The following is a 19,590-nucleotide window of genomic DNA, read 5'->3' on the forward strand; positions in this document are numbered from 1 at the left end:
TGTAAGAGCGGAACCCTAAGCCGCCGTTACCGCAGCAACGGATATGTACTCACATCTACCTAAAAACCCCGCCAAAAACTTAGCGCAACACAAAAAGTTGCGTAGATACCCGTGGCCATCGCAGGCAAGCCCGCTCCCACATTGATTGCACTCTGACATTAGTTTTGCGGGGGTTTGTAGACCAGTGGCACACCCAATTCCCTAAACACTGACTTACCGCAGCATCTCTGTAACATTCTGCAATGATCATCAACGACATCCTCCTCACACTGGATGCTCCGGCATGGCCACCCCTTCCCTGACTGCCTCCACCACCGCCTCATACGCAGACCCCAAACCCCAGCTGGACAAGAAACCCGGCCTGGTGACAGTGATCATTTTCTTCGCCGTACTTGCCATGGGCCTGTTGTTCACCGCCTACAGCCTGATGCACGACATGCACGAACTGGGCACGGTGGTGACCACCTGGACGCCGTTCCTGCTGCTCGGCGTGGCGCTGTTGATCGCCCTGGGTTTCGAGTTCGTCAACGGCTTCCACGACACCGCCAACGCGGTGGCAACGGTGATCTACACCAACTCGCTGCCGCCGCATTTTGCGGTGGTGTGGTCGGGCTTTTTCAACTTCCTCGGCGTGCTGCTGTCCAGCGGTGCAGTAGCGTTCGGCATCATTGCCTTGCTGCCAGTCGAGCTGATTTTGCAGGTGGGTTCCTCAGCCGGTTTTGCGATGATCTTTGCCCTGCTGATCGCGGCGATCCTCTGGAACCTCGGCACCTGGTGGCTGGGCTTGCCGGCCTCGTCGTCGCACACCCTGATCGGCTCGATCATCGGCGTGGGCGTGGCGAATGCCTTGATGCATGGGCGTGACGGCACCAGCGGCGTGGATTGGAGCCAGGCGATCAAGATTGGGTATGCCTTACTGCTCTCGCCGCTGATCGGCTTTGCCTTTGCCGCCTTGCTGTTGCTGGCCCTGCGCGCCTTTGTGAAAAACCGCTCGCTGTACAAAGCACCGAAGGGCGATACCCCGCCGCCTTGGTGGATTCGCGGCATGTTGATCGTCACCTGCACCGGCGTGTCGTTCGCCCACGGCTCCAACGATGGCCAGAAAGGCATGGGCCTGATCATGCTGATCCTGGTCGGCACCCTGCCGATGGCCTACGCACTGAACCGCACCATGCCCGCCGAGCAGTCCTTGCAGTTCGCGGCGGTGGCTGAAGTGACCCAGGTGGCGTTGATGAAAAGCGCGCCGCAAGCCTTGCCCGGCGACCCGCGGCCGATTCTTTCGACCTACGTGCGCACCAAGGAAGCCACCCCGGAACTGGTGCCAGCCCTCGCCGCCCTCGCCGGCCAGATCGGTGATGAAGTCAAAGGCTACGGCTCCCTGGCCAAAGTCCCCGCCGAAGCGGTCGGCAACGTGCGTAACGACATGTACCTGAGCAGCGAAACCATTCGCCTGATGGACAAGGGCAAGGTCGGCAACTTCGATGCCGACACCCAAGGCAAGCTGCAATTGTTCAAGCAACAGATCGACAATTCCACCCGCTTTATTCCACTGTGGGTGAAGATCGCCGTGGCCATCGCCCTCGGGCTGGGCACGATGGTCGGCTGGAAGCGCATCGTGGTGACGGTGGGCGAGAAGATTGGCAAGACACACCTGACGTATGCCCAAGGCGCCTCGGCCGAGACGGTGGCGATGCTGACGATTGGCGCAGCGGATATGTTCGGGTTACCGGTGTCGACCACCCATGTGCTGTCGTCGGGTGTGGCCGGGACCATGGTGGCGAATGGCGGTGGGTTGCAGATGAAGACCATCCGCAATCTGCTGATGGCCTGGGTGCTGACGTTGCCGGCGGCGATTCTGTTGTCGGGCAGTTTGTACTGGCTGTTCACCAAACTGTTCTGACACAACACAGATCAAACTGTGGGAGCTGGCTTGCCTGCTCCCACAGGGGTTTTAGGGTGTGTCAGGAAGTAAAGAGGCCAGCCATGGCCTTCAGCCGCTTCTTGTACACCCGCCGCGCCTCCAACGCCTCCTCCAGGCTGACCGCCACAAACCCCGCCCTTTGATTCGGCTGCATCTGCCCGATCAAATCCAGGTCCGCACTGATCACCGTGCCAATCATCGCGTAACCGCCGCCCGACACCGCATCCCTGTGCAACACAATCGGCTCCAACCCCGCCGGCACCTGAATCGAGCCAATCGGGTAGCAACTGTCGACGATGTTCGACGGATCCGACCCCGCGCCAAACGGTTGCTCGCGTGGCTGAAAGCTCAACGCACTGCCGCCCTTGAAGCGATAGCCGATACGGTCCGCCTCCGAGCCCACCGTCCACGGCTCGGCAAAAAAGCTGGTTTTCGCGCCATCCGTCAGCCGGTCGTAATACAGCCCCGGTACCACGCGCAACGTCACGTCGCCGCCGACTGAGCGACGCAACGCCATCGGCAAACTATTGCCTGCGCACGCCTGCCCGCTGGCCTCGCCAATCGGCAGTTCATCGCCTTCCTGCAAGCGCCGCCCCTGAAACCCGCCGAGTGCGCCAAGGGTGTAGGTCGAGCGGCTGCCGAGCACCAGCGGCACATCAATGCCACCCGCCACCGCCAGGTACGTGCGCGCGCCCGCCTTGGGAAACTCAAAGCGCAACACCTGCCCGGCGCGCACTTGGAAGGCGGTGTCTTGGTGCACCACTTCGCCGTCCAGGCGCGGCGACATCAGTGCACCGCTGAGTGCCACCAACGCGTCCTGCTGAAACTGCAACTCGGGGCCAATCAACGTGCATTCCAAACCCGCCGCGCCGAGCGGATTGCCCACCAGATGGTTGGCCGCGCTCAATGCGTATTGGTCCAGCGCACCCGATGGCGGAATGCCCAGGTGGTAATAGCCTTCACGGCCAAGGTCCTGCACGGACGTGGCGAGGCCGGGTTTGAGCACCTTGATCATGCCAGCGCCTCCTGCAGGGTTTTCGGATAGCCGATGGGGTCAGCGAGAAAGGCATCGAGGGAAAATTCCACCGGGCGGATGCGCAGGTCGAAACGCCCGGCGTCCACCTCGGCAACCGCCAGGTCATAGGCGTCACGGTCCATGGGTTTGAACTGCACAATGTCGCCGGGGCGGAAGAACACCATGTGCTCCTTGAGGTACGCCAACTGCTGCGCCGGGTCGTAGATCGGCGCAGGGGTCACGCCGAACATCTGGTAACCACCGGCGCCGCGTACCGAGTAGATACAACCAAAACAGCCGCCATGGCCGAGGGTCAGTTTGGGCGTGTCGGTGCGCGGGCGCAGGTACTTGGGCACCTGCAATTGCCGCTCGCGCTCGACCATCTGGAACATGAACGGCAGGCCCGCGACAAAACCGACCATCGACACAAACCACGGCGCGCCACTGTGAGCGGCGATAAACGCGTCCACATCGGCCAAACCGTTGATGCGCGCGGCGTACTCCAAGTCAGTGGCGCTGGGGTCTTGATGGCGGTCGCGAAAACGCATCAGCGTCTCATGGGTCCAGGGGTCGTTGTAGAGCACCGGGACTTCGATGATGCGCGTGTGCAAGGTGCGTTCGGCAACGGCCTGGGCTTCGGCGCTTTGCACGGCGTCGAGCAGCACATGCGGCGCGATGCGGTCGGGGTCGAAGCGGATCTGGAACGATGCATTGGCCAGGCACACGTCCAGCACACCGTCCAGCGCCAGTCGCTCCACGGCGCGGGTCACGGCCATGCCTTTGAAAAAAGCCTCCAGGGACATGCTGTCGCTGACCTCGGCAAACAGGTGTTCATCAGCGCCGAAGCTATAGCGGATGGGGGTCGTTTGAGCCATGTCTGTTCCTCTTGGAATCATTGTAGAAAGGCAGGCAAAAAGGGCTGTTTGAATCTTATTGGAGAGCTCTCTTATTGAAGAGCTCTGACTTCAATGCCCGCCTGGTCCAAGGCTTCGCGAGTGGCTTCCACCAGTTCCAGGGCGCCGGGGGTGTCACTGTGCAGGCAGATGGAATCGAATTCGATCATCAGGTCTTCGCCTTCCACGGTTCGCACCAACCCCGTCTGACAAGCACGCAGGACCCGTGCCGCAACCGTTGCCGGGTCCAGCGCGCGCACAGTGCGGGTAAACACGATGGAGCCGCTCAGGTCGTACTCACGGTCGGCGTAAAACTCGCGCACCACCGGTTGCCCGAGTTCTTTGGCAACGCGCCAGATCACCGAGTTGGGCATGCAATACAGCAACAGCGTCGGCTCGATGAGTTGCAGATTTTGCACCAGCAATCGCGCGGCTTCTTCGTCACGGGCCAGGTGCATGTAGAGCGCGCCGTGGGGTTTGATGTGTTGCAGGGCCACGCCTTGAGCGCGGGCGATTTCGCGCAGGGCGCCGAGCTGGTAGAGCATGTCGTCCACCAGTTCCTGGGCCGGAGCGTTGATATGCCGACGGCCAAAACCCACCAGGTCGCGAAAGCCCGGATGCGCGCCGATAGCCACGCCCAGTTGCTTGGCACGCGCGACGGTGCGGCGCATGGTGCCGGGGTCGCCGGCGTGGAAGCCGGTGGCGATGTTGGCTGAGCTGATGTAGGCCATCAGTTCTGCGTCGACGCCATCGCCGATGGTCCAAGGGCCGAAGCCTTCGCCCATGTCTGAATTGAAATCCACTGCCTGCATTGGGGCTGCTCCGCCAAAGGGTGATGGCTGAAAGTAGGCTGACGCTTGACCCCTTGGGAAGATCTATTATCAGATGGGCCATCTTCTGAAAATCAGATACACACAGATCGTTCCTATGCTCCGCGTGGGAATGCCTCTTGTGACGCTCTGCGTCACGCATTGGGACGCAGAGCGTCCCTGGGCTGCATTTCCACGCAGAGCGTGGGAACGATCTGTTATCGGAGTGTTGAATGTCATTGACCCTGCGCCAAATCCGCTACTTCGTCGCCACCGCCGAGATCGGCCAGATTTCCCAGGCGGCGATTCACCTGAACATCTCCCAGTCGGCGGTGACCACGGCAATCAAGGAGCTGGAAGCGATGCTCGGCGTGCAGTTGTTCGTGCGATCGGCCCAAGGCATGAACCTGACCGACGCCGGGCGGCATTTTCTCAACCGTGCCTATGTGATTGTGCGCAGCGTGGACGACGCGCTGAACAGCCCGCTGCCGGACTACCGCGCCAGCGGCGTGCTGCGGGTGGCGGCCAGTTACACGGTGCTCGGCTACTTCCTGCCGCATCACTTACAGCGCATGGAACACTGGCATCCGGACGTGACCATCGAGGTCTTCGAACAGGAGCGCCAGGCCATCGAACAGGGCCTGCTCGACGGCCAGTTCGACATGGCCGTGGTGCTCACCGCCAACCTCACTCACGCGGATATCGTCTCAGAAATCCTGTTCAATTCGGAGCGGCGCCTGTGGCTGCCCAGCCATCACCCGTTGTGCGAACGCGGCGCGGTGAGCCTGGCCGATGTGGCGCAGGAACCCTACATCCTGCTCACCGTCGATGAAGCCGAACACAGCGCCATGCGTTACTGGGAACAGGCCGGGCAAACGCCAGAGGTGCGGCTGCGCACCAGCTCAGTGGAGGCGGTGCGCAGCATGGTCGCCAATGGCAGCGGCGTAGCGATTCTGTCAGACCTGGTGCATCGGCCCTGGTCACTGGAAGGCAAGCGCATCGAAACCCTGACCGTGACCGACCCGGTAACGCCCATGAGCGTGGGCCTGGCGTGGCACCGCGAGCGTACATTTACCCCGGCGATGCAGGCGTTTCGGGATTACTTCCACGACGCGTTCCTGGCGCCGCAGCAGTTGTCGGCGCGGCGTTAGAGCTGGGATTGCAACGTGGCGGCCAGCCACGCCATAAACACTCGCACCCGTTGTGGCAGATGCCGTTGCCCGGCATAGAGCAACGACACGTCCAACGCCGGCGCGGGGTAGTCGGGCAACACGGACACCAGCACACCACTGTCGAGCAAATCGCGAATCCCCAGGACCGGCACTTGAGTGATGCCGAAGCCACCCAGGCACGCCGACTTGTAGGCATCGGTGCTGTTGACCGTGACGCGCCCGGCCATCGGCACGCGGTGCACCTTGTTGCCCTGCTGGTATTCGAACCCCGCTGAACGTGAACCCAATGGCCGCACGTAGTGCACCAACTGGTGATGCGCCAGGTCGGCCAAGGTCTCGGGCATGCCATACCGCTGAACGTATTCGGCGCTGACACAGTTGATCATCGGCATGCTGCACAGCAACCGCGCCACCACCGACTGGTCGGGCTGCGCGCCGACGCGCAACACGCAGTCGAACCCTTCGGCAAGCAGGTCGACCTGGCGGTCGGTGGTGCTGATTTCCAGCTCGATCAACGGGTGTGCATGCATAAATTCGGGCAGGCGCGGCAGGATCAAGTCCCGCGCCATCACGTTGGGCATGTCCACGCGAATGCGCCCGCTGAGTTGCGCTTCATCCTGGCGAAACAAGCCTTCAAGTTCCTCCATGTGCGCGAGCACATCCTTGCTGCGCTCATACAGCACGCGCCCGTCCTGAGTGGCTTGCACCTTGCGCGTGGTGCGTTGCAGCAGGCGCGCGCCGAGCAATTCTTCCAGCGCCTGCACATGCTCGGACACGGTGGAGCGCGGCAGGCCCAGGCTCTCGCCCGCCTGGGTGAAACTCGACAGTTCAGTGACCCGCACGAAGGTGCGCAACAGCTCCAGCTTGTTCATGGGATTGTTCGCCTTATCCGGCCAGTGATTCCGATATCACCCTGTTTATCACGTAACAGCCGGACAAATACACTCAGTCCCACATCAACGCCGAGGACTGCACCATGACCCGTAAAATCGCACTGATCACTGGCGCCAGCCGCGGCCTGGGCAAAAGCGCCGCGCTGCACCTGGCCGCACAAGGCGTCGACATCATCGGCACTTACCACAGCGCTGCGGGCGAAGCCCAAGCGGTGGTGGAACAGGTTGAAGCCTTGGGTGGCCGCGCCACCATGCTGCAACTGGATGTCAGTCAGAGCGGCAGCTTCAATGCTTTCGTCGGCCAAGTCGCCACGCTGCTCAAGGGTGTTTTCGCACAGGATCACTTCAATTTTCTGATCAACAACGCCGGTATCGGTACCCACGCCAGCTTTGCCGACACCACCGAAGAACAGTTCGACCGCCTGGTGGCCATCCACTTCAAGGCGCCGTTTTTCCTGACCCAGAAGCTGCTGCCGTTGATCAGCGATGGCGGGCGCATCATCAATATTTCCAGCGGCCTGGCGCGGTTCAGCCTGCCGGGCTATTCGGCGTATGCCTCGATGAAAGGCGCAGTAGAAGTGCTGTCGCGCTACCAGGCCAAAGAGCTGGGCCCGCGCGGGATTACCGTAAACACCCTGGCACCCGGCGCGATTGCCACAGACTTCAGCGGCGGCGCGGTGCGCGACAACCCGGATGTAAATGCGATGGTCGCCCACAACACCGCCTTGGGCCGTGCCGGCCTGCCGGACGATATTGGCGGGGCGATTTCGACCTTGCTGGCCGATGGCAGTCACTGGATCACCGGGCAGCGCATCGAAGCCTCGGGCGGCATGTTTCTGTAGGCATTCTGCGCTGGCATCAATGCCTACAGACTACTGACAGGCAATCACCGATGAGTGTTGATCCCGGTGTGGCCGGCGGCATGGGAGTGTTAGCCGCCGTGGTCGACAGCGGCAGTTTTGCCCGCCGCCAAGGTGCGGGCGTTTCTGGATTTTGTCGCGTCCCTCAAGCTTGGCTGACCAGGCGACGTTGTACGAACTTGTCCCGCAGCACGTCGTAGCCCCAGTGATACACATAGGTGTACGGCAGGAAGAACAGCAGCACGCCGATGTCGAGGATGAACGCCTGCATCAGGCTGATATTCAGCCACGCCGCGATCAACGGTACGCACACCAGAATCAGGCCGCTTTCGAACATCAGCGCGTGCAGCACTCGGGTCCAGCCATTGTTGGCCAGTTTCCAGCGCGCCTTCAGGCGGTCGAACAAGCCGTTGAAGATCACGTTCCAGGTCAACGCCATCAGGCTGATCGCCAGGGCGACCATGCCCATTTCCAGGGCGGGCTTATCCATGATCCACGCCAGCAACGGGGTGCAGATCAACAACGCCAGCACCTCAAAACCAATGGCCTGGCAAACACGTTCAGTAATCGACTTGGTAGGGTTCATAACACAGCTCCGTGAGTGACGATGGTTGCCATCATTACCCCCTTGATCGATACTTCATAACCAATAACCATCGACAAAGGCGATACTCATGGCCTCTAACGAAGTGCTGCAGGCATTTGTCCAGGCGGCCACACAGGGCTCGTTTTCCGCAGCGGCGCGCAAGCTGGGCAAGAGCCAGTCCACCGTCAGCGCGGCGGTGGCCAGCCTTGAGATTGACTTGGATGTGGTGCTGTTTGACCGCAGCAGCCGCAAGCCGACGCTCACCCCGGCTGGCCACGTATTGCTGCAACGCGCCGAACAGGTGCTGGAAGCCAGCAGCCGCCTGGAGTTGGCGGCGAACCAGTTGGCCCAAGGGTTGGAACCCAAGCTGAGTATCGCCATGTCCGATACTTACCAATCTGAACGTTTCGAACTCGTGCTCAAAGCCTTTGAACAACGCTACCCGGACCTGGAACTGGAGTGGTTGATCGCCGAGTGCGAAGACCTGATCGCCTTGGTGCAAAGTGGCCGGACGCAGATTGCCTTGATTGAAGCCCAGGAGGTGTATCCGCCCGACCTGACCCGCGCGCCCGTGGCGGAACGCGCGGAGATGGCCCTGTTCGTGGCCCCCACGCATCCATTGGCCAGCCTGCAACACATCGACCAGCCCACCTTGCAGCAGCACCGCGAATTACGTCTGGCGAGCATCATCAGCCCGAATGAAACGCGCCCCACCGGCCGCGTGTGGTCGGCGCCGAGTTTTCTGATGCTGATGGAGATGGCCCAGCTCGGTTTCGGCTGGGCAGCGCTGCCGCGCTGGTTGGTGGAGCGCTTTGGCAATGCCGAGCTGGTTGAACTCAACGTACGCAGCTGGCCACGCTCGGTGGCGGTGGATGCGCTGTGGTCACGCCAGCACCCGCCGGGGCCAGCGGGGAGTTGGATGTTGGGGCAGATGTTGGAGTGATAAACACGCCCTTTCTGCCAATTTGGCAATAGAGACACAAACCTGTGGGAGCAGGCTTGCCTGCGATGGCGGTGGTTCAGCTTGCATCTCTGCTAACTGACGCACCGCTATCGCAGGCAAGCCAGCTCCCACAGTTGATCTTCACGGTTTGGGGGATTTGAGTTCGGCCAGGCGGCGCTCTATGAAGCGTTTTTCGGGGGCTTGCTGCGTGAGTGACAGGGCTTTTTCGTAGGCCGCCCTGGCCTCTTCGATACGCCCCAACTGCCGACAAAACTCCCCGCGCGCCGAGTGCGCCAGGTGGTAATCCTGCAACTCACCTCGCTGCAAAATACCTTCCACTACCTGCAACCCCGCTAACGGCCCATCACGCATCGCCACCGCCACGGCGCGGTTTAACTCGATCACTGGCGACGGCACTTCCCTGAGCAACACATCATAAAGCCCGACAATCTGCAGCCAGTCCGTCTTCCCGGCGCTCGACGCTTCGGCATGCACCGCCGCAATCGCCGCCTGCAGGCAATACGGTCCAAAACGCCGTGTTCTCAACGCCTGTTCCACCAGCGCGCAGCCTTCAGTAATCAGGGACGCGTCCCACAACTCACGGTCCTGTTCATCCAGCAGCACCAACTCGCCGCTGGCCGAGGTGCGTGCGGATCGGCGCGACTCGTGGAGCAGCATCAACGCCAGCAGGCCCATGACTTCCGGCTCCGGCAGCAACTCCATCAGCAGGCGCCCTAGCCGAATCGCTTCGCGAGTCAAATCCTCACGGGTAAGGTCCGCGCCCATGGACGCCGAATAGCCCTCGTTGAACACCAGGTAAACCACGCGCAACACACTCTCTAAGCGCTCGGGCAGCGCGTCGAGGGACGGCACTTGATAAGGAATGTTTGCCTCACGGATCTTGCCCTTCGCGCGCACGATGCGCTGGGCGATGGTGGTAGGTGTGACGAGAAAGGCGCGGGCGATTTCTTCGGTGGTGAGGTCGCAGATCTCACGCAAGGTCAGCGCCGCCTGGGCATCGGGCGCCAGCGCCGGGTGGCAACAGGTGAAGATCAGGCGCAGGCGGTCGTCTTCCACGTCTTCCTCACTCCACTGCGCCGCTTCCAGCGCGTCGGCTTGCTCCTGCAATAACGGCGTGAAGCGCGCTTGGCGGCGCAGGCGGTCGATGGCTTTGAAGCGGCCGGTCGAGACCAGCCAGGCGCGTGGGTTGCTCGGCACGCCGTCTTGCTGCCAGCGTTCGACCGCGACAAAGAAGGCCTCGTGCAAGGCGTCTTCGGCGAGGTCGAAATCGCCGAGCAGGCGGATCAGCGTGGCGAGCACGCGCCGTGATTCGCTGCGGTAAATCGCCTCGATTTGAGGCGTCAATCGGGCATGCCTTGGGTCACCAGCGTCACTAGGCGGTCCAGGCTCTGGCCCCAGCCGTCATAAAAGCCCATGGCTTCATGGGCCTGCTTGTCGGCTTCGCTCCAGTGCATGGCGCGGGCGGTGTAGAGGGTTTTGCCGTCGCGCTCTTCGAAAGTGACTTTGGCGGTCATGAACGGCTTGCCCGACGGAATCCAGCCTGGCGAGTACGCATCGGTAAACACCAGCCGGCTCGGCGCCTCGATCTCCAGGAACACGCCTTGGGTCGGGTATTCGGCGCCATCGGGCGCGCGCATCAGGGTGCGAAACAGGCCACCGACCCGCAGGTTCATTTCGCACTCGGGGGTGGTCATGCCGTGCGGGCCCCACCATTGTTGCAACAAAGCAGGCTCGGTCCAGGCGCGAAACACGCGGTTGCGCGGGGCGTCGATCAAGCGGCTGATGCACAGTTCAAATTCGGCAGGTTGCGTTGTCACGGGGTAAACCTCCTGAAGCCTTTTGGTTGTTGTGTTCAGAGATTCAATTCACGCACGGGGCGTACTTCCACACTGCCAACCCTTGCTGCCGGAATGCCACCGGCCACCTGGATCGCTTCGTTCAAGTCCTTGGCCTCGATCAGGTAAAACCCGGCGAGCTGCTCCTTGGTTTCGGCAAACGGTCCGTCGGTAATCGACAGCTTGCCATTGCGCACGCGCACGGTGGTGGCGCTGCTCACCGACTCCAGCGGCTCGGCGGCGAGCATGCGCCCGCTGGCCTGGATCGCCTCGGCATAAGCGAAACACTCAGGGTCCGCCGGGCTGTCCGGCGAGGTGTGCAGCACCTGTTCGTTGCTGTAGATCAGGCAGAGGTATTTCATGTGCGTCTCCGTTTTCGGACTACTGACTATAGTTCGTGGCGGTCAGGGTTTCAGGTCGAACAGCGCCGTGCCGCTCGCCATATCGAAAGGCGCCGACCAGTGTTCATGCACCACGCGCCATTGGCCGTTGATCCGCTGATAGCCGGCGGTTACGCGCATCCAGCAGGCCTTCACCACGCCGTCCGGCCCGGCACCGCCGCAATGGGCCAGCCAGTGGGCAAACGCACTGTCTGGCGCCTCGACGATATGCAGGTCATGAAACTCGAAAATGCCGGGGCCGGGGCAATGCTTCATGCAGTCTTCCCAGTGTGCACGGTAGGCGGCCTTGCCCTTGAATTGCAGCGCGGTGACGGCGTCGAACGAGACGATATCGTCGGCGTAAAAGCTGACAATTTTGTCGATATCCCGGTCAAGAACAGCTTGCTTCCATTGCTCGATCAGGGTGTTGATTACGGTACTCATAGCGATACTCCTGAGGGTTGGAAAATCACGAAGAACACCCTTAGTCGAATGGCTTTGGGGTAAATAGACATCCTGTTTAAAAATAATTTCGCCCTGCGCAAACCCGATAGAATCCACACCTCTTTGTAGGATTTCGGATGCACCCCTGATGGAAACTCGCCTCGTCCCCTATGAGACGCTGAGCCTTGTGCAAAAACAGCAGCTCGACACGCTGCAAGTGCACCCCGAGCAACTGGTGTTTTCCGGCGATATCTACTGCGCGCTGAACAGCCTGCTGGTCAATCCCAACCCCGGCGCTATCAAAGGTTTCGCCCTGCTCGCCGACGAACAGCCCGTGGCCTTCCTGCTGCTCAAACGCCCGCCTTGCCTGCCCCATTGGGCCGATGAACACAGTGCGACGCTGCATGCGTTTCAGGTTGATCGGCATCAGCAGGGGCGTGGCTTTGGCAAGGCATGCTTGCAAGCGCTGCCGGCGGTGGCGCTGCAGGCCTGGCCGCAGATCAAGGGGTTAGAGTTGTCGGTGGACACCGATAATGGGGCGGCGATGGGCTTGTATTTGGGCGCCGGATGGGTGGACAGCGGGGAGGCGTATAAGGGGCGGGTTGGGTATGAGCGCCGGCTGGCGTTGGTGTTTTGAACGATAAGGAAGTGGTGAATATGCTGACAACCCTAGAACAACTTGAAACCCTCTACGGCCTCCCCCACGAGCGGGCGGTGCGCAAGGAAATCGCGTTTCTCAACGAGGATTACCAGGCCATGGTGCGGGCGTCGCCGCTGGTGGTGGTGAGTTCATCCGGGCCGGACGGCATTGATGGTTCGCCGCGCGGCGATGTGCCGGGGTTTGTGCGGATTGTGGATGAGCGCACGTTGGCGATTCCGGACCGGCCGGGAAACAACCGCCTCGATACCCTGCGTAATCTGCTGCAGGACCCGCGGATTGCATTGCTATTCATCATCCCGGGTATTGGCGAGACGTTGCGCGTGAATGGCCGGGCGCAAATTTCCATCGAGCCCGACCTGCTGGAGAGTTTTGCGGTGAATGGCAAACCGGCGCGCTCGGTGATCCTGGTGCAGGTGCACGCTGCGTATTTCCACTGCTCCAAAGCCTTTGTGCGCTCAGACTGCTGGAACCCCGAGAAGCATCTGGACCGGTCGGCATTGCCGTCGGCCGGGGCGTTTCACAAGCGGCTCAATGATGGGCAGTTTGACGCCGATGCGTATGACCGTGAGATGCCAGAGCGAGTCAAAAGCACGTTGTATTGAGCCCATTGCAGGCGCCGGCTGGCCGGCGCTTGCAAGGCGGCAGTCAGCCTCGTTCCCCGATCGGCAACCAGATTTCCACGGTCCCCGTACCTTTGCGCACATCAAAATCGGCACTGTAGCGCTCGAAATCCGCCCCCATCACCTTGTAGCCCGAGTGCGGCAGCCATTCGAACATGATGCGCTCGTACGTTTGCTCAAGTGCCTGTACCGGCCCGTAATGCGGGAACACGGCGTAGTTGAGCGGCGGAATTTCGATGCACTCGAAGTTGCCCGGCACGTCGCCCCGGGTGGGGACTTCAGCACCGGCCATATAGTCAAATTCGGCATTTTTGGGGTTATGGCAAACGCCATACGTCACGCCGCCGACGCGCTGCTTGATGTCCTTGATGCAGGTGTCGAACAACTCCCACAGCTTGGGGATATCAACCACGGTGGCCTTCGAATAACGCCCTTGGACGCCTGCGATCACCAGGGCTTTACCGGCTTCCATGCGTGGCTCTAACGGTTGTTTTGTCTGCTGATCCATCTGAACAGTCTCCTTCTTATGAGGGAACAAACCCGCATCGAGTATAGGGGCATATCCGTGCGGTGCCTCAAGCAGAAATTTTTCCCGCGACATCTGGACAACTGGCCATCATCGACCGTATTGTCTGCCCCGCAGGCCACCGCAGTGGCCGACGTCGCTCGGACGGTTCCGGGCGCTTACGTACCTCGAGGCAACAATGGCAGACCAAGGTTCGCCGCGCCGCTTTGCGCGCATAGATCGACTCCCCCCTTATGTTTTTAATATCACTGCTGAGCTGAAGATGGCTGCGCGTCGGCGCGGCGAAGACATCATCGACTTGAGCATGGGTAACCCAGACGGCGCCACGCCTCCACACATCGTGGAAAAAATGGTCACCGTCGCCCAGCGTGAAGACACCCACGGCTACTCCACCTCCAAAGGCATTCCGCGCCTGCGTCGGGCCATTTCGCGCTGGTACAAAGACCGCTACGCAGTGGATATCGACCCGGAAACCGAGGCCATCGTGACCATCGGTTCCAAGGAAGGCCTGGCGCATCTGATGCTGGCTACCCTGGACCAAGGCGACACCGTGCTGGTGCCCAACCCGAGCTACCCGATTCATATCTACGGCGCCGTGATTGCCGGCGCCCAGGTGCGCTCGGTACCGCTGGTGCCGGGTGTGGACTTCTTCGCCGAGCTGGAACGGGCGATTCGTGGATCGATCCCCAAGCCAAAGATGATGATTCTGGGCTTCCCGTCCAACCCGACCGCGCAGTGCGTGGAGCTGGATTTCTTCGAACGGGTGATTGCACTGGCCAAACAGTACGACGTACTGGTGGTGCACGATTTGGCCTACGCCGACATCGTCTACGACGGCTGGAAAGCCCCGTCGATCATGCAAGTGCCCGGCGCCAAGGACATTGCGGTGGAGTTTTTCACCCTGTCTAAGAGCTACAACATGGCTGGCTGGCGCATTGGTTTTATGGTCGGCAACCCGGAACTGGTCAACGCCCTGGCGCGCATTAAGAGTTACCACGACTACGGCACCTTCACCCCGCTGCAAGTGGCGGCCATTGCGGCGCTGGAAGGCGATCAGCAATGCGTGAAAGACATCGCCGAGCAGTACCGCCAGCGCCGCAACGTACTGGTTAAGGGCTTGCATGAGCTGGGCTGGATGGTCGAGAACCCGAAGGCGTCGATGTACGTCTGGGCGAAAATTCCCGAGGCGTATGCCGCCATGGGCTCGTTGGAATTTGCCAAGAAACTGCTGTTGGAAGCGAAGGTGTGCGTGTCCCCGGGGATTGGCTTTGGTGAGTATGGGGATGATCACGTGCGCTTTGCGCTGATCGAGAACCAGGACCGGATTCGCCAGGCGATACGCGGTATTCGCGGGATGTTTCGGGCGGATGGCTTAGTTCGCAAAACCGAGGCCTGAGGTTGGCAGGAGCGATCTGATTCGCTCCTGCCTCAGGGGTCAATAGCGGGGGCTATTGATCAATCATAAATACCTTGAACGTTGAAACTGACTTTGTATTCAGAGACCGGGATGGTATCGCCTTTCTGTACGCCCTTAATTGTCACCACCCCCTTTACAGAATTGACGAGATTACCAGGTGGCTTAATCATCTGCGCGTCAACCAGGAATTGACCACTCCACGTCCCGCTCTTGTTGACTATAAAAGGGCCGCCAATCTCCTTGCCAGCGTCGTCGTAAATCCAAACGCGAGGAAGCGGCTCGCCCTTGCCCGTTCCGCTTTCATCCCTCGGCTCACCGTACCCACCGACATCATGCCAACCTCAAGACTTGTAAGCACTCGTAGACGAATAGCCATTGCCTGCCGGAGTCGTAATTCTGAATTCAGCCATGTCCCTATACCTCCAGAACACTGCCACGACGGTGGCAGCCTGGAGGTATTTCTAGCAACAGGCCTCATTCAAACTACCTGTCAACGTTGACAGTTCCGACGAGAGGTCAGCGCCGCTGGCTTACACCACCAACGACAGCAGCATGATAAAGATCAGCGCCACCACCGACAGGATGGTCTCCATCGCCGTCCAGGTTTTGAACGTCTCGAGCACGGTCATGTTGAAGTACTGCTTCACCAGCCAGAACCCCGCATCGTTGACGTGAGACAACACCAACGAACCCGCCCCCGTCGCCAACACCAGCAGCTCAAGGTTCACACCCGGAATCATCCCTACCACCGGCACTACAATGCCTGCGCCAGTAATGGTCGCCACGGTCGCGGAACCGGTGGCCACGCGAATCACCGCCGCCACCAGCCACGCCAGCAGGATCGGGTTGATCTGCGCGTTCACGGCCATATGGCCGATCACATCACCTACGCCGCTAGTCACGAGCATCTGCTTGAAACCACCACCGGCGCCGATGATCAGGATGATCGCCGCGGTCGGCGCGAGGCTGGCGTCGAGCAGCTTGAGGATTTGCTTGGAATGAATGCCTTGGCGATGGCCAAAGGTGTACAGCGACAGCAGCAATGCCAGCAGCAGCGCAGTGATCGGATGGCCGATCATGTCCATCCAGTTACGGATGGCGTGGCCGTCCGGCAGCGCGACGTCAGCAAAGGTTTTGAGCAGCATCAGGAACACCGGCAGCAGCACGGTGATCAGGGTAATGCTGAAGCTCGGCAGGTCTTTGGATTCCGGCTCGCGGGCCAGTTGGTCGACCAGTTCCTGGGACGGGTTGCCCGGAATGTACTTGGCGATAAACGTACCGAAGATCGGGCCGGCAATGATGGCGGTCGGCAATGCGACGATCAGGCCGTACAGGATGGTCTTGCCGATGTCCGCGCCAAACACGCCGATAGCTAGCAACGGGCCCGGGTGCGGTGGCACCAGGCCGTGCACCGCCGACAGGCCAGCGAGCAGCGGGATACCGATCTTGATCAGTGACACGCCGGTGCGACGCGCAACGATAAACACCAGCGGGATCAGCAGCACAAAGCCGATCTCGAAGAACAGCGGGATGCCCACCAGGAACGCGGCGAACATCATGGCCCATTGCACTTTGTCTTTGCCGAAGGCGCGGATCAAGGTCTGGGCGATCTGATCGGCACCGCCGGATTCAGCCATCATCTTGCCGAGCATCGTGCCCAGCGCGAGGATGATGCCGACAAAGCCGAGCACCCCGCCGAAGCCGTCTTGGAACGCCTTGATGATCTTGTCCACGGGCATGCCCGAGGTCAGGCCGAGGAAGCCGGCCGCGATGATCAGTGCAATGAACGGGTGCACCTTGAACTTGGTGATCAGTACGATCAGCCCGATGATTGTGACCACTGCATCTAGCAGCAGGTAGGACTCGTGGGACATGCCAAACATGGGGGGTCTCTCCTGTTTGTTGTTGTTATTAAAGCCGGTGTTGAATCTTTCGCCGGGGATAGCGCTATCTTTTCCGGCAAAAAATTAATGGGTTGGTTCAAAGCCGTGCTGCAGCCACCAGGCATTGGTTTGCTCGGCCAGGTCCTCGATGCTGTCTTCGCTGGCGTTTAACGCCAGGGTCAGCGGCTCGCCCACGGGCGATTCAAGGGTGGCGAACTGGCTGTCGATCAGGCTGGCGGGCATGAAATGGCCGGGGCGATGGGACACGCGGTCAGCGGCCACGGCACGGGTCAGCTCCAGGAACACAAAGCCCAGGCCCGGCGCGGCTTCGCGCAAATGGTCACGGTATTTTTTCTTCAGGGCCGAACAGGTGAGCACCGGATGCTCGCCGGCTTTGAGCGCGCGGCGCAGTTCATCGCACAGGATGTCGAGCCAGCCGGCGCGGTCGTCGTCGTTGAGGGGGTGGCCGGCGCTCATCTTCTCGATGTTCGCGGCAGGGTGAAAGCTGTCGCCTTCAATGGCGGTGGCGCCGTTCAGGCGGCACAAGGCTTCGCTGACGCTGGACTTGCCACAGCCGGAAACACCCATGATGACCAGGGCGGTAACAGGTTGACTCATGAAACACCTCAGGACGCAGATAGCGCTACCTTTGCACGCTGTAAGGCTAGTGCAAAAACAGGCTTTTCCCGCGCCGACTTGTCATTTTTATGGAGTGACGCGTGCATCCTCTCCAAAACCGTTGAACCGGATCAGGCAACCCTGTGTTCAAGCATTTGCAGCCTTTTGGAGACAGCGCTACCTTAGTGCCTCGATTTTTGTTTGGCAACCGCCTGATGACCTCCAAGAACGATAAAAATACCCGCACCACCGGTCGTCCGACCTTGAATGAAGTCGCCCGCCTGGCCGGCGTCAGCCCTATTACCGCGTCCCGCGCCTTGCGTGGCGTCAGCACGGTCGCCACCGAACTGGTGGAAAAAGTGCAACTGGCCGCCGCCGAACTCAACTACGTGGTCAACCCCGCCGCCCGCGCCTTGGCCTCGGCGCAGAGCCATTCAGTGGTGGTCATCGTGCCGTCGCTGTCCAACCTGCTGTTTATCGAAACCCTCGAAGCCATCCACCAGGTGCTGCGACCCAAGGGCTTTGAAGTACTGATCGGCAACTCCCACTATTCACGCGACGAAGAAGAGAACCTGCTGCGCAACTACATGGCCTACCAGCCACGCGGTTTGCTGCTGACCGGGTTTGACCGCACTGAAAGCGCCCGACGGATGGTCGAGGCCAGCAATGTGCCGTGTGTGTACATGATGGACCTGGACCCGAATGCCGGCGTGAACTGCGTAGGGTTCTCGCAACTGAGTGCGGGTGAAACGGCAGCGGCACATTTGATCTCACGTGGGCGCAAGCGCCTGGCGTATATCGGCGCGCAGTTGGATCAGCGCACGTTGCTGCGCGGTGAAGGTTTTCGCCGCGCGCTGCAACAGGCGGGCTTGTATGACCCGGCGCTGGAATTGCTGACGCCGCGCCCCTCCTCTGTGGGCTTGGGTGGCGAGCTGTTTTTGCAGCTGCTGGCCAGCCATCCGGATGTGGATGCGATCTTCTTTGGCAACGACGACTTGGCCCAAGGTGCGCTGCTGGAAGCCATGCGCCACGGTATCAACGTGCCGGAGCGCGTGGCGGTGCTGGGCTTTAACGACTTGCCGGCGTCGTCGTTCATGGTGCCGCGCTTGAGCAGCATCAGCACACCGCGTGAAGCGATTGGGCGGCGGTCGGCGGAGCATTTGCTGACCATCATGGCGGGCAACAAGATTGCCAAGCCGGTGGTGGATATGGGGTTTGAGTTGCAGGTGCGCGAAAGCACCTGAGCGCGGCCTGATCGTTCCAACGCTCTGCGTGGGAATGCCTCTTGTGACGCTTTGCGTCATGCTTTGGACGCAGAGCGTCCAGGGCTGCATTCCCACGCGGGAGCGTGGGAACGATCAGAGTGGTGTAGGACGCGACTGACATTGCGGTAAGCGCCTTGCCCGGTTGCCTACGCTTACGTCAGAATCCGCCGGCTTGTGCGCTTGGGTGGTGGTCTCTAAGGTTGGCCGGTCGCTGAATTTCTCGGCGATCGGGTTTAGTAGCCCGAGCCCCCTCACCAAAAGTGCATGAGCTTCATCAGTAGGACTTATTTGTCTGTACTTGATGGTGGCTGTGCGCAGGGCGCCCTCGTGGCGCGCCGGTTTTGGTGTGGGCACCGGTCTACTAACCTGCGTGCAGCCGCCACCCTTCGTTTAGTAGCGACCAGGTGGAGGCTCAGTTAGAGGCCCCACCTATGTTCAAAACAACGCCGAATCCTCCGATTAACGACACAAAACGCAACAAAGCCGCCCATCGCGCGATTGATCACTACCTCAATCCCACCACCGAACCCGCACCAGAAACCCCTTCTTTGTTCACTGTCAGCCCCGACACCAGTCCTGAAAGCCTGATTGCCAACAGCTACGAAACCGTGTGTTCCGTCAGCGCCTTGTTGCTCGACCTGTCCGATGACCTCACCGGCAAAGAGCGCGACGTGGCCCTCGCCATTCATCAACTGAGCGAGCTATCAGTCTTGATGGTAGGCAAGGCCATGGACCAGCAAACACCGCGAACCTAAAGCCCTACTCGGTCAAAAATGTGGGAGTTGGCTTGCCTGCGATGGCGGCGGGTCAGCTACAGATGGGCTAACT

The 19,590-nt window shown here is 60.7% G+C and carries 21 protein-coding genes; 9 read left to right on the forward strand and 12 right to left on the reverse strand.

Going from position 1 to position 19,590, the window contains the following annotated elements; all coding sequences use genetic code 11:
• Positions 1–283 precede the first annotated feature (283 nt).
• Positions 284–1,900, forward strand: coding sequence for an inorganic phosphate transporter (locus ACI77I_RS29260; RefSeq protein WP_094953685.1), 1,617 nt, complete (start codon positions 284–286; stop codon positions 1,898–1,900).
• Positions 1,901–1,961: 61 nt separating this feature from the next.
• Here ACI77I_RS29260 and ACI77I_RS29265 read toward each other — a convergent pair whose 3' ends face one another.
• From ACI77I_RS29265 to ACI77I_RS29275, 3 genes are all read right to left on the reverse strand, one after another.
• The gene (locus ACI77I_RS29265; RefSeq protein WP_094953684.1) at positions 1,962–2,936 is read right to left on the reverse strand and encodes a biotin-dependent carboxyltransferase family protein; all 975 of its coding nucleotides are present in this window, start codon (positions 2,934–2,936) and stop codon (positions 1,962–1,964) included.
• A complete protein-coding gene (locus ACI77I_RS29270) occupies positions 2,933–3,811 on the reverse strand; it encodes an allophanate hydrolase subunit 1 (protein WP_406999638.1) in 879 nt (292 codons plus the stop codon). The genes ACI77I_RS29265 and ACI77I_RS29270 overlap by 4 nt, the downstream gene beginning before the upstream one ends.
• 71 nt (positions 3,812–3,882) lie before the next feature.
• Positions 3,883–4,641 carry a 5-oxoprolinase subunit PxpA gene (locus ACI77I_RS29275; RefSeq protein ID WP_094953682.1) on the reverse strand — a complete coding sequence of 253 codons (759 nt, stop codon included), beginning with the start codon at positions 4,639–4,641 and terminating at the stop codon, positions 3,883–3,885.
• 230 nt (positions 4,642–4,871) lie between these two features.
• Between ACI77I_RS29275 and ACI77I_RS29280 the strand changes: the two genes are divergently transcribed.
• Complete coding sequence (locus tag ACI77I_RS29280; RefSeq protein ID WP_263273876.1) at positions 4,872–5,789, forward strand: LysR family transcriptional regulator; 918 nt, start codon at positions 4,872–4,874, stop codon at positions 5,787–5,789.
• On the opposite strand, the gene ACI77I_RS29285 is transcribed toward ACI77I_RS29280, so the two are convergent.
• Positions 5,786–6,682: a LysR family transcriptional regulator gene (locus ACI77I_RS29285; RefSeq protein ID WP_094953680.1), complete on the reverse strand. Its 897-nt coding sequence runs from the start codon at positions 6,680–6,682 to the stop codon at positions 5,786–5,788. The genes ACI77I_RS29280 and ACI77I_RS29285 overlap by 4 nt on opposite strands.
• Before the next feature lie 104 nt (positions 6,683–6,786).
• On the opposite strand from ACI77I_RS29285, the gene ACI77I_RS29290 reads away from it, so the two are divergent.
• Complete coding sequence (locus ACI77I_RS29290; protein ID WP_094953679.1) at positions 6,787–7,545, forward strand: SDR family NAD(P)-dependent oxidoreductase; 759 nt, start codon at positions 6,787–6,789, stop codon at positions 7,543–7,545.
• 163 nt (positions 7,546–7,708) lie between these two features.
• Here the strand turns inward: ACI77I_RS29290 and ACI77I_RS29295 are convergent, their stop codons facing one another.
• A complete protein-coding gene (locus ACI77I_RS29295; RefSeq protein WP_094953678.1) occupies positions 7,709–8,149 on the reverse strand; it encodes a multidrug/biocide efflux PACE transporter in 441 nt (146 codons plus the stop codon).
• Between the two features lie 88 nt (positions 8,150–8,237).
• Here ACI77I_RS29295 and ACI77I_RS29300 point away from each other — a divergent pair, with 88 nt between their 5' ends.
• Positions 8,238–9,092: a LysR family transcriptional regulator gene (locus ACI77I_RS29300; RefSeq protein WP_242152168.1), complete on the forward strand. Its 855-nt coding sequence runs from the start codon at positions 8,238–8,240 to the stop codon at positions 9,090–9,092.
• Between the two features lie 141 nt (positions 9,093–9,233).
• Here ACI77I_RS29300 and ACI77I_RS29305 read toward each other — a convergent pair whose 3' ends face one another.
• Genes ACI77I_RS29305 through ACI77I_RS29320 form a run of 4 tightly spaced genes read right to left on the reverse strand, consistent with a single transcriptional unit; the run spans position 9,234 to position 11,772 of the window.
• Positions 9,234–10,457 (reverse strand): RNA polymerase sigma factor, encoded by a 1,224-nt coding sequence (locus ACI77I_RS29305; protein WP_406999641.1) that lies wholly within the window; start codon positions 10,455–10,457, stop codon positions 9,234–9,236.
• A complete protein-coding gene (locus tag ACI77I_RS29310) occupies positions 10,454–10,930 on the reverse strand; it encodes an SRPBCC family protein (RefSeq protein ID WP_406999643.1) in 477 nt (158 codons plus the stop codon). Before ACI77I_RS29310 ends, ACI77I_RS29305 begins: the two co-directional genes overlap by 4 nt.
• Before the next feature lie 35 nt (positions 10,931–10,965).
• On the reverse strand, positions 10,966–11,310 hold the full coding sequence (locus tag ACI77I_RS29315) for a YciI family protein (RefSeq protein WP_406999645.1): 345 nt from the start codon (positions 11,308–11,310) through the stop codon (positions 10,966–10,968).
• Between the two features lie 42 nt (positions 11,311–11,352).
• The gene (locus ACI77I_RS29320) at positions 11,353–11,772 is read right to left on the reverse strand and encodes a nuclear transport factor 2 family protein (RefSeq protein ID WP_263273881.1); all 420 of its coding nucleotides are present in this window, start codon (positions 11,770–11,772) and stop codon (positions 11,353–11,355) included.
• 148 nt (positions 11,773–11,920) lie between these two features.
• Between ACI77I_RS29320 and ACI77I_RS29325 the strand changes: the two genes are divergently transcribed.
• Positions 11,921–12,409, forward strand: a complete 489-nt coding sequence (locus ACI77I_RS29325) for an N-acetyltransferase (protein WP_242152177.1) — start codon at positions 11,921–11,923, stop codon at positions 12,407–12,409.
• Positions 12,410–12,429: 20 nt separating this feature from the next.
• On the forward strand, positions 12,430–13,035 hold the full coding sequence (locus tag ACI77I_RS29330; RefSeq protein ID WP_094952569.1) for a pyridoxamine 5'-phosphate oxidase family protein: 606 nt from the start codon (positions 12,430–12,432) through the stop codon (positions 13,033–13,035).
• A 43-nt stretch (positions 13,036–13,078) separates the two neighbouring features.
• Here ACI77I_RS29330 and ACI77I_RS29335 read toward each other — a convergent pair whose 3' ends face one another.
• Positions 13,079–13,561, reverse strand: a complete 483-nt coding sequence (locus ACI77I_RS29335; protein WP_406999647.1) for a GyrI-like domain-containing protein — start codon at positions 13,559–13,561, stop codon at positions 13,079–13,081.
• A 196-nt stretch (positions 13,562–13,757) separates the two neighbouring features.
• Here ACI77I_RS29335 and alaC point away from each other — a divergent pair, with 196 nt between their 5' ends.
• Positions 13,758–14,975: an alanine transaminase gene (alaC, locus tag ACI77I_RS29340; protein WP_094952571.1), complete on the forward strand. Its 1,218-nt coding sequence runs from the start codon at positions 13,758–13,760 to the stop codon at positions 14,973–14,975.
• 551 nt (positions 14,976–15,526) lie between these two features.
• On the opposite strand, the gene ACI77I_RS29345 is transcribed toward alaC, so the two are convergent.
• Together ACI77I_RS29345 and ACI77I_RS29350 are read right to left on the reverse strand one after the other, a co-directional pair.
• On the reverse strand, positions 15,527–16,879 hold the full coding sequence (locus ACI77I_RS29345) for a GntP family permease (protein WP_242152181.1): 1,353 nt from the start codon (positions 16,877–16,879) through the stop codon (positions 15,527–15,529).
• An 84-nt stretch (positions 16,880–16,963) separates the two neighbouring features.
• Positions 16,964–17,497, reverse strand: a complete 534-nt coding sequence (locus tag ACI77I_RS29350) for a gluconokinase (protein WP_094952573.1) — start codon at positions 17,495–17,497, stop codon at positions 16,964–16,966.
• Between the two features lie 212 nt (positions 17,498–17,709).
• Between ACI77I_RS29350 and ACI77I_RS29355 the strand changes: the two genes are divergently transcribed.
• Together ACI77I_RS29355 and ACI77I_RS29360 are read left to right on the forward strand one after the other, a co-directional pair.
• Positions 17,710–18,741, forward strand: coding sequence for a LacI family DNA-binding transcriptional regulator (locus ACI77I_RS29355; RefSeq protein ID WP_162276204.1), 1,032 nt, complete (start codon positions 17,710–17,712; stop codon positions 18,739–18,741).
• A 452-nt stretch (positions 18,742–19,193) separates the two neighbouring features.
• Positions 19,194–19,517, forward strand: a complete 324-nt coding sequence (locus tag ACI77I_RS29360; RefSeq protein WP_094952574.1) for a DUF6124 family protein — start codon at positions 19,194–19,196, stop codon at positions 19,515–19,517.
• The last annotated feature ends 73 nt before the right edge of the window (positions 19,518–19,590 follow it).

This window comes from Pseudomonas sp. D47 (assembly GCF_045447305.1).
Taxonomy (GTDB): Bacteria; Pseudomonadota; Gammaproteobacteria; order Pseudomonadales; family Pseudomonadaceae; genus Aquipseudomonas.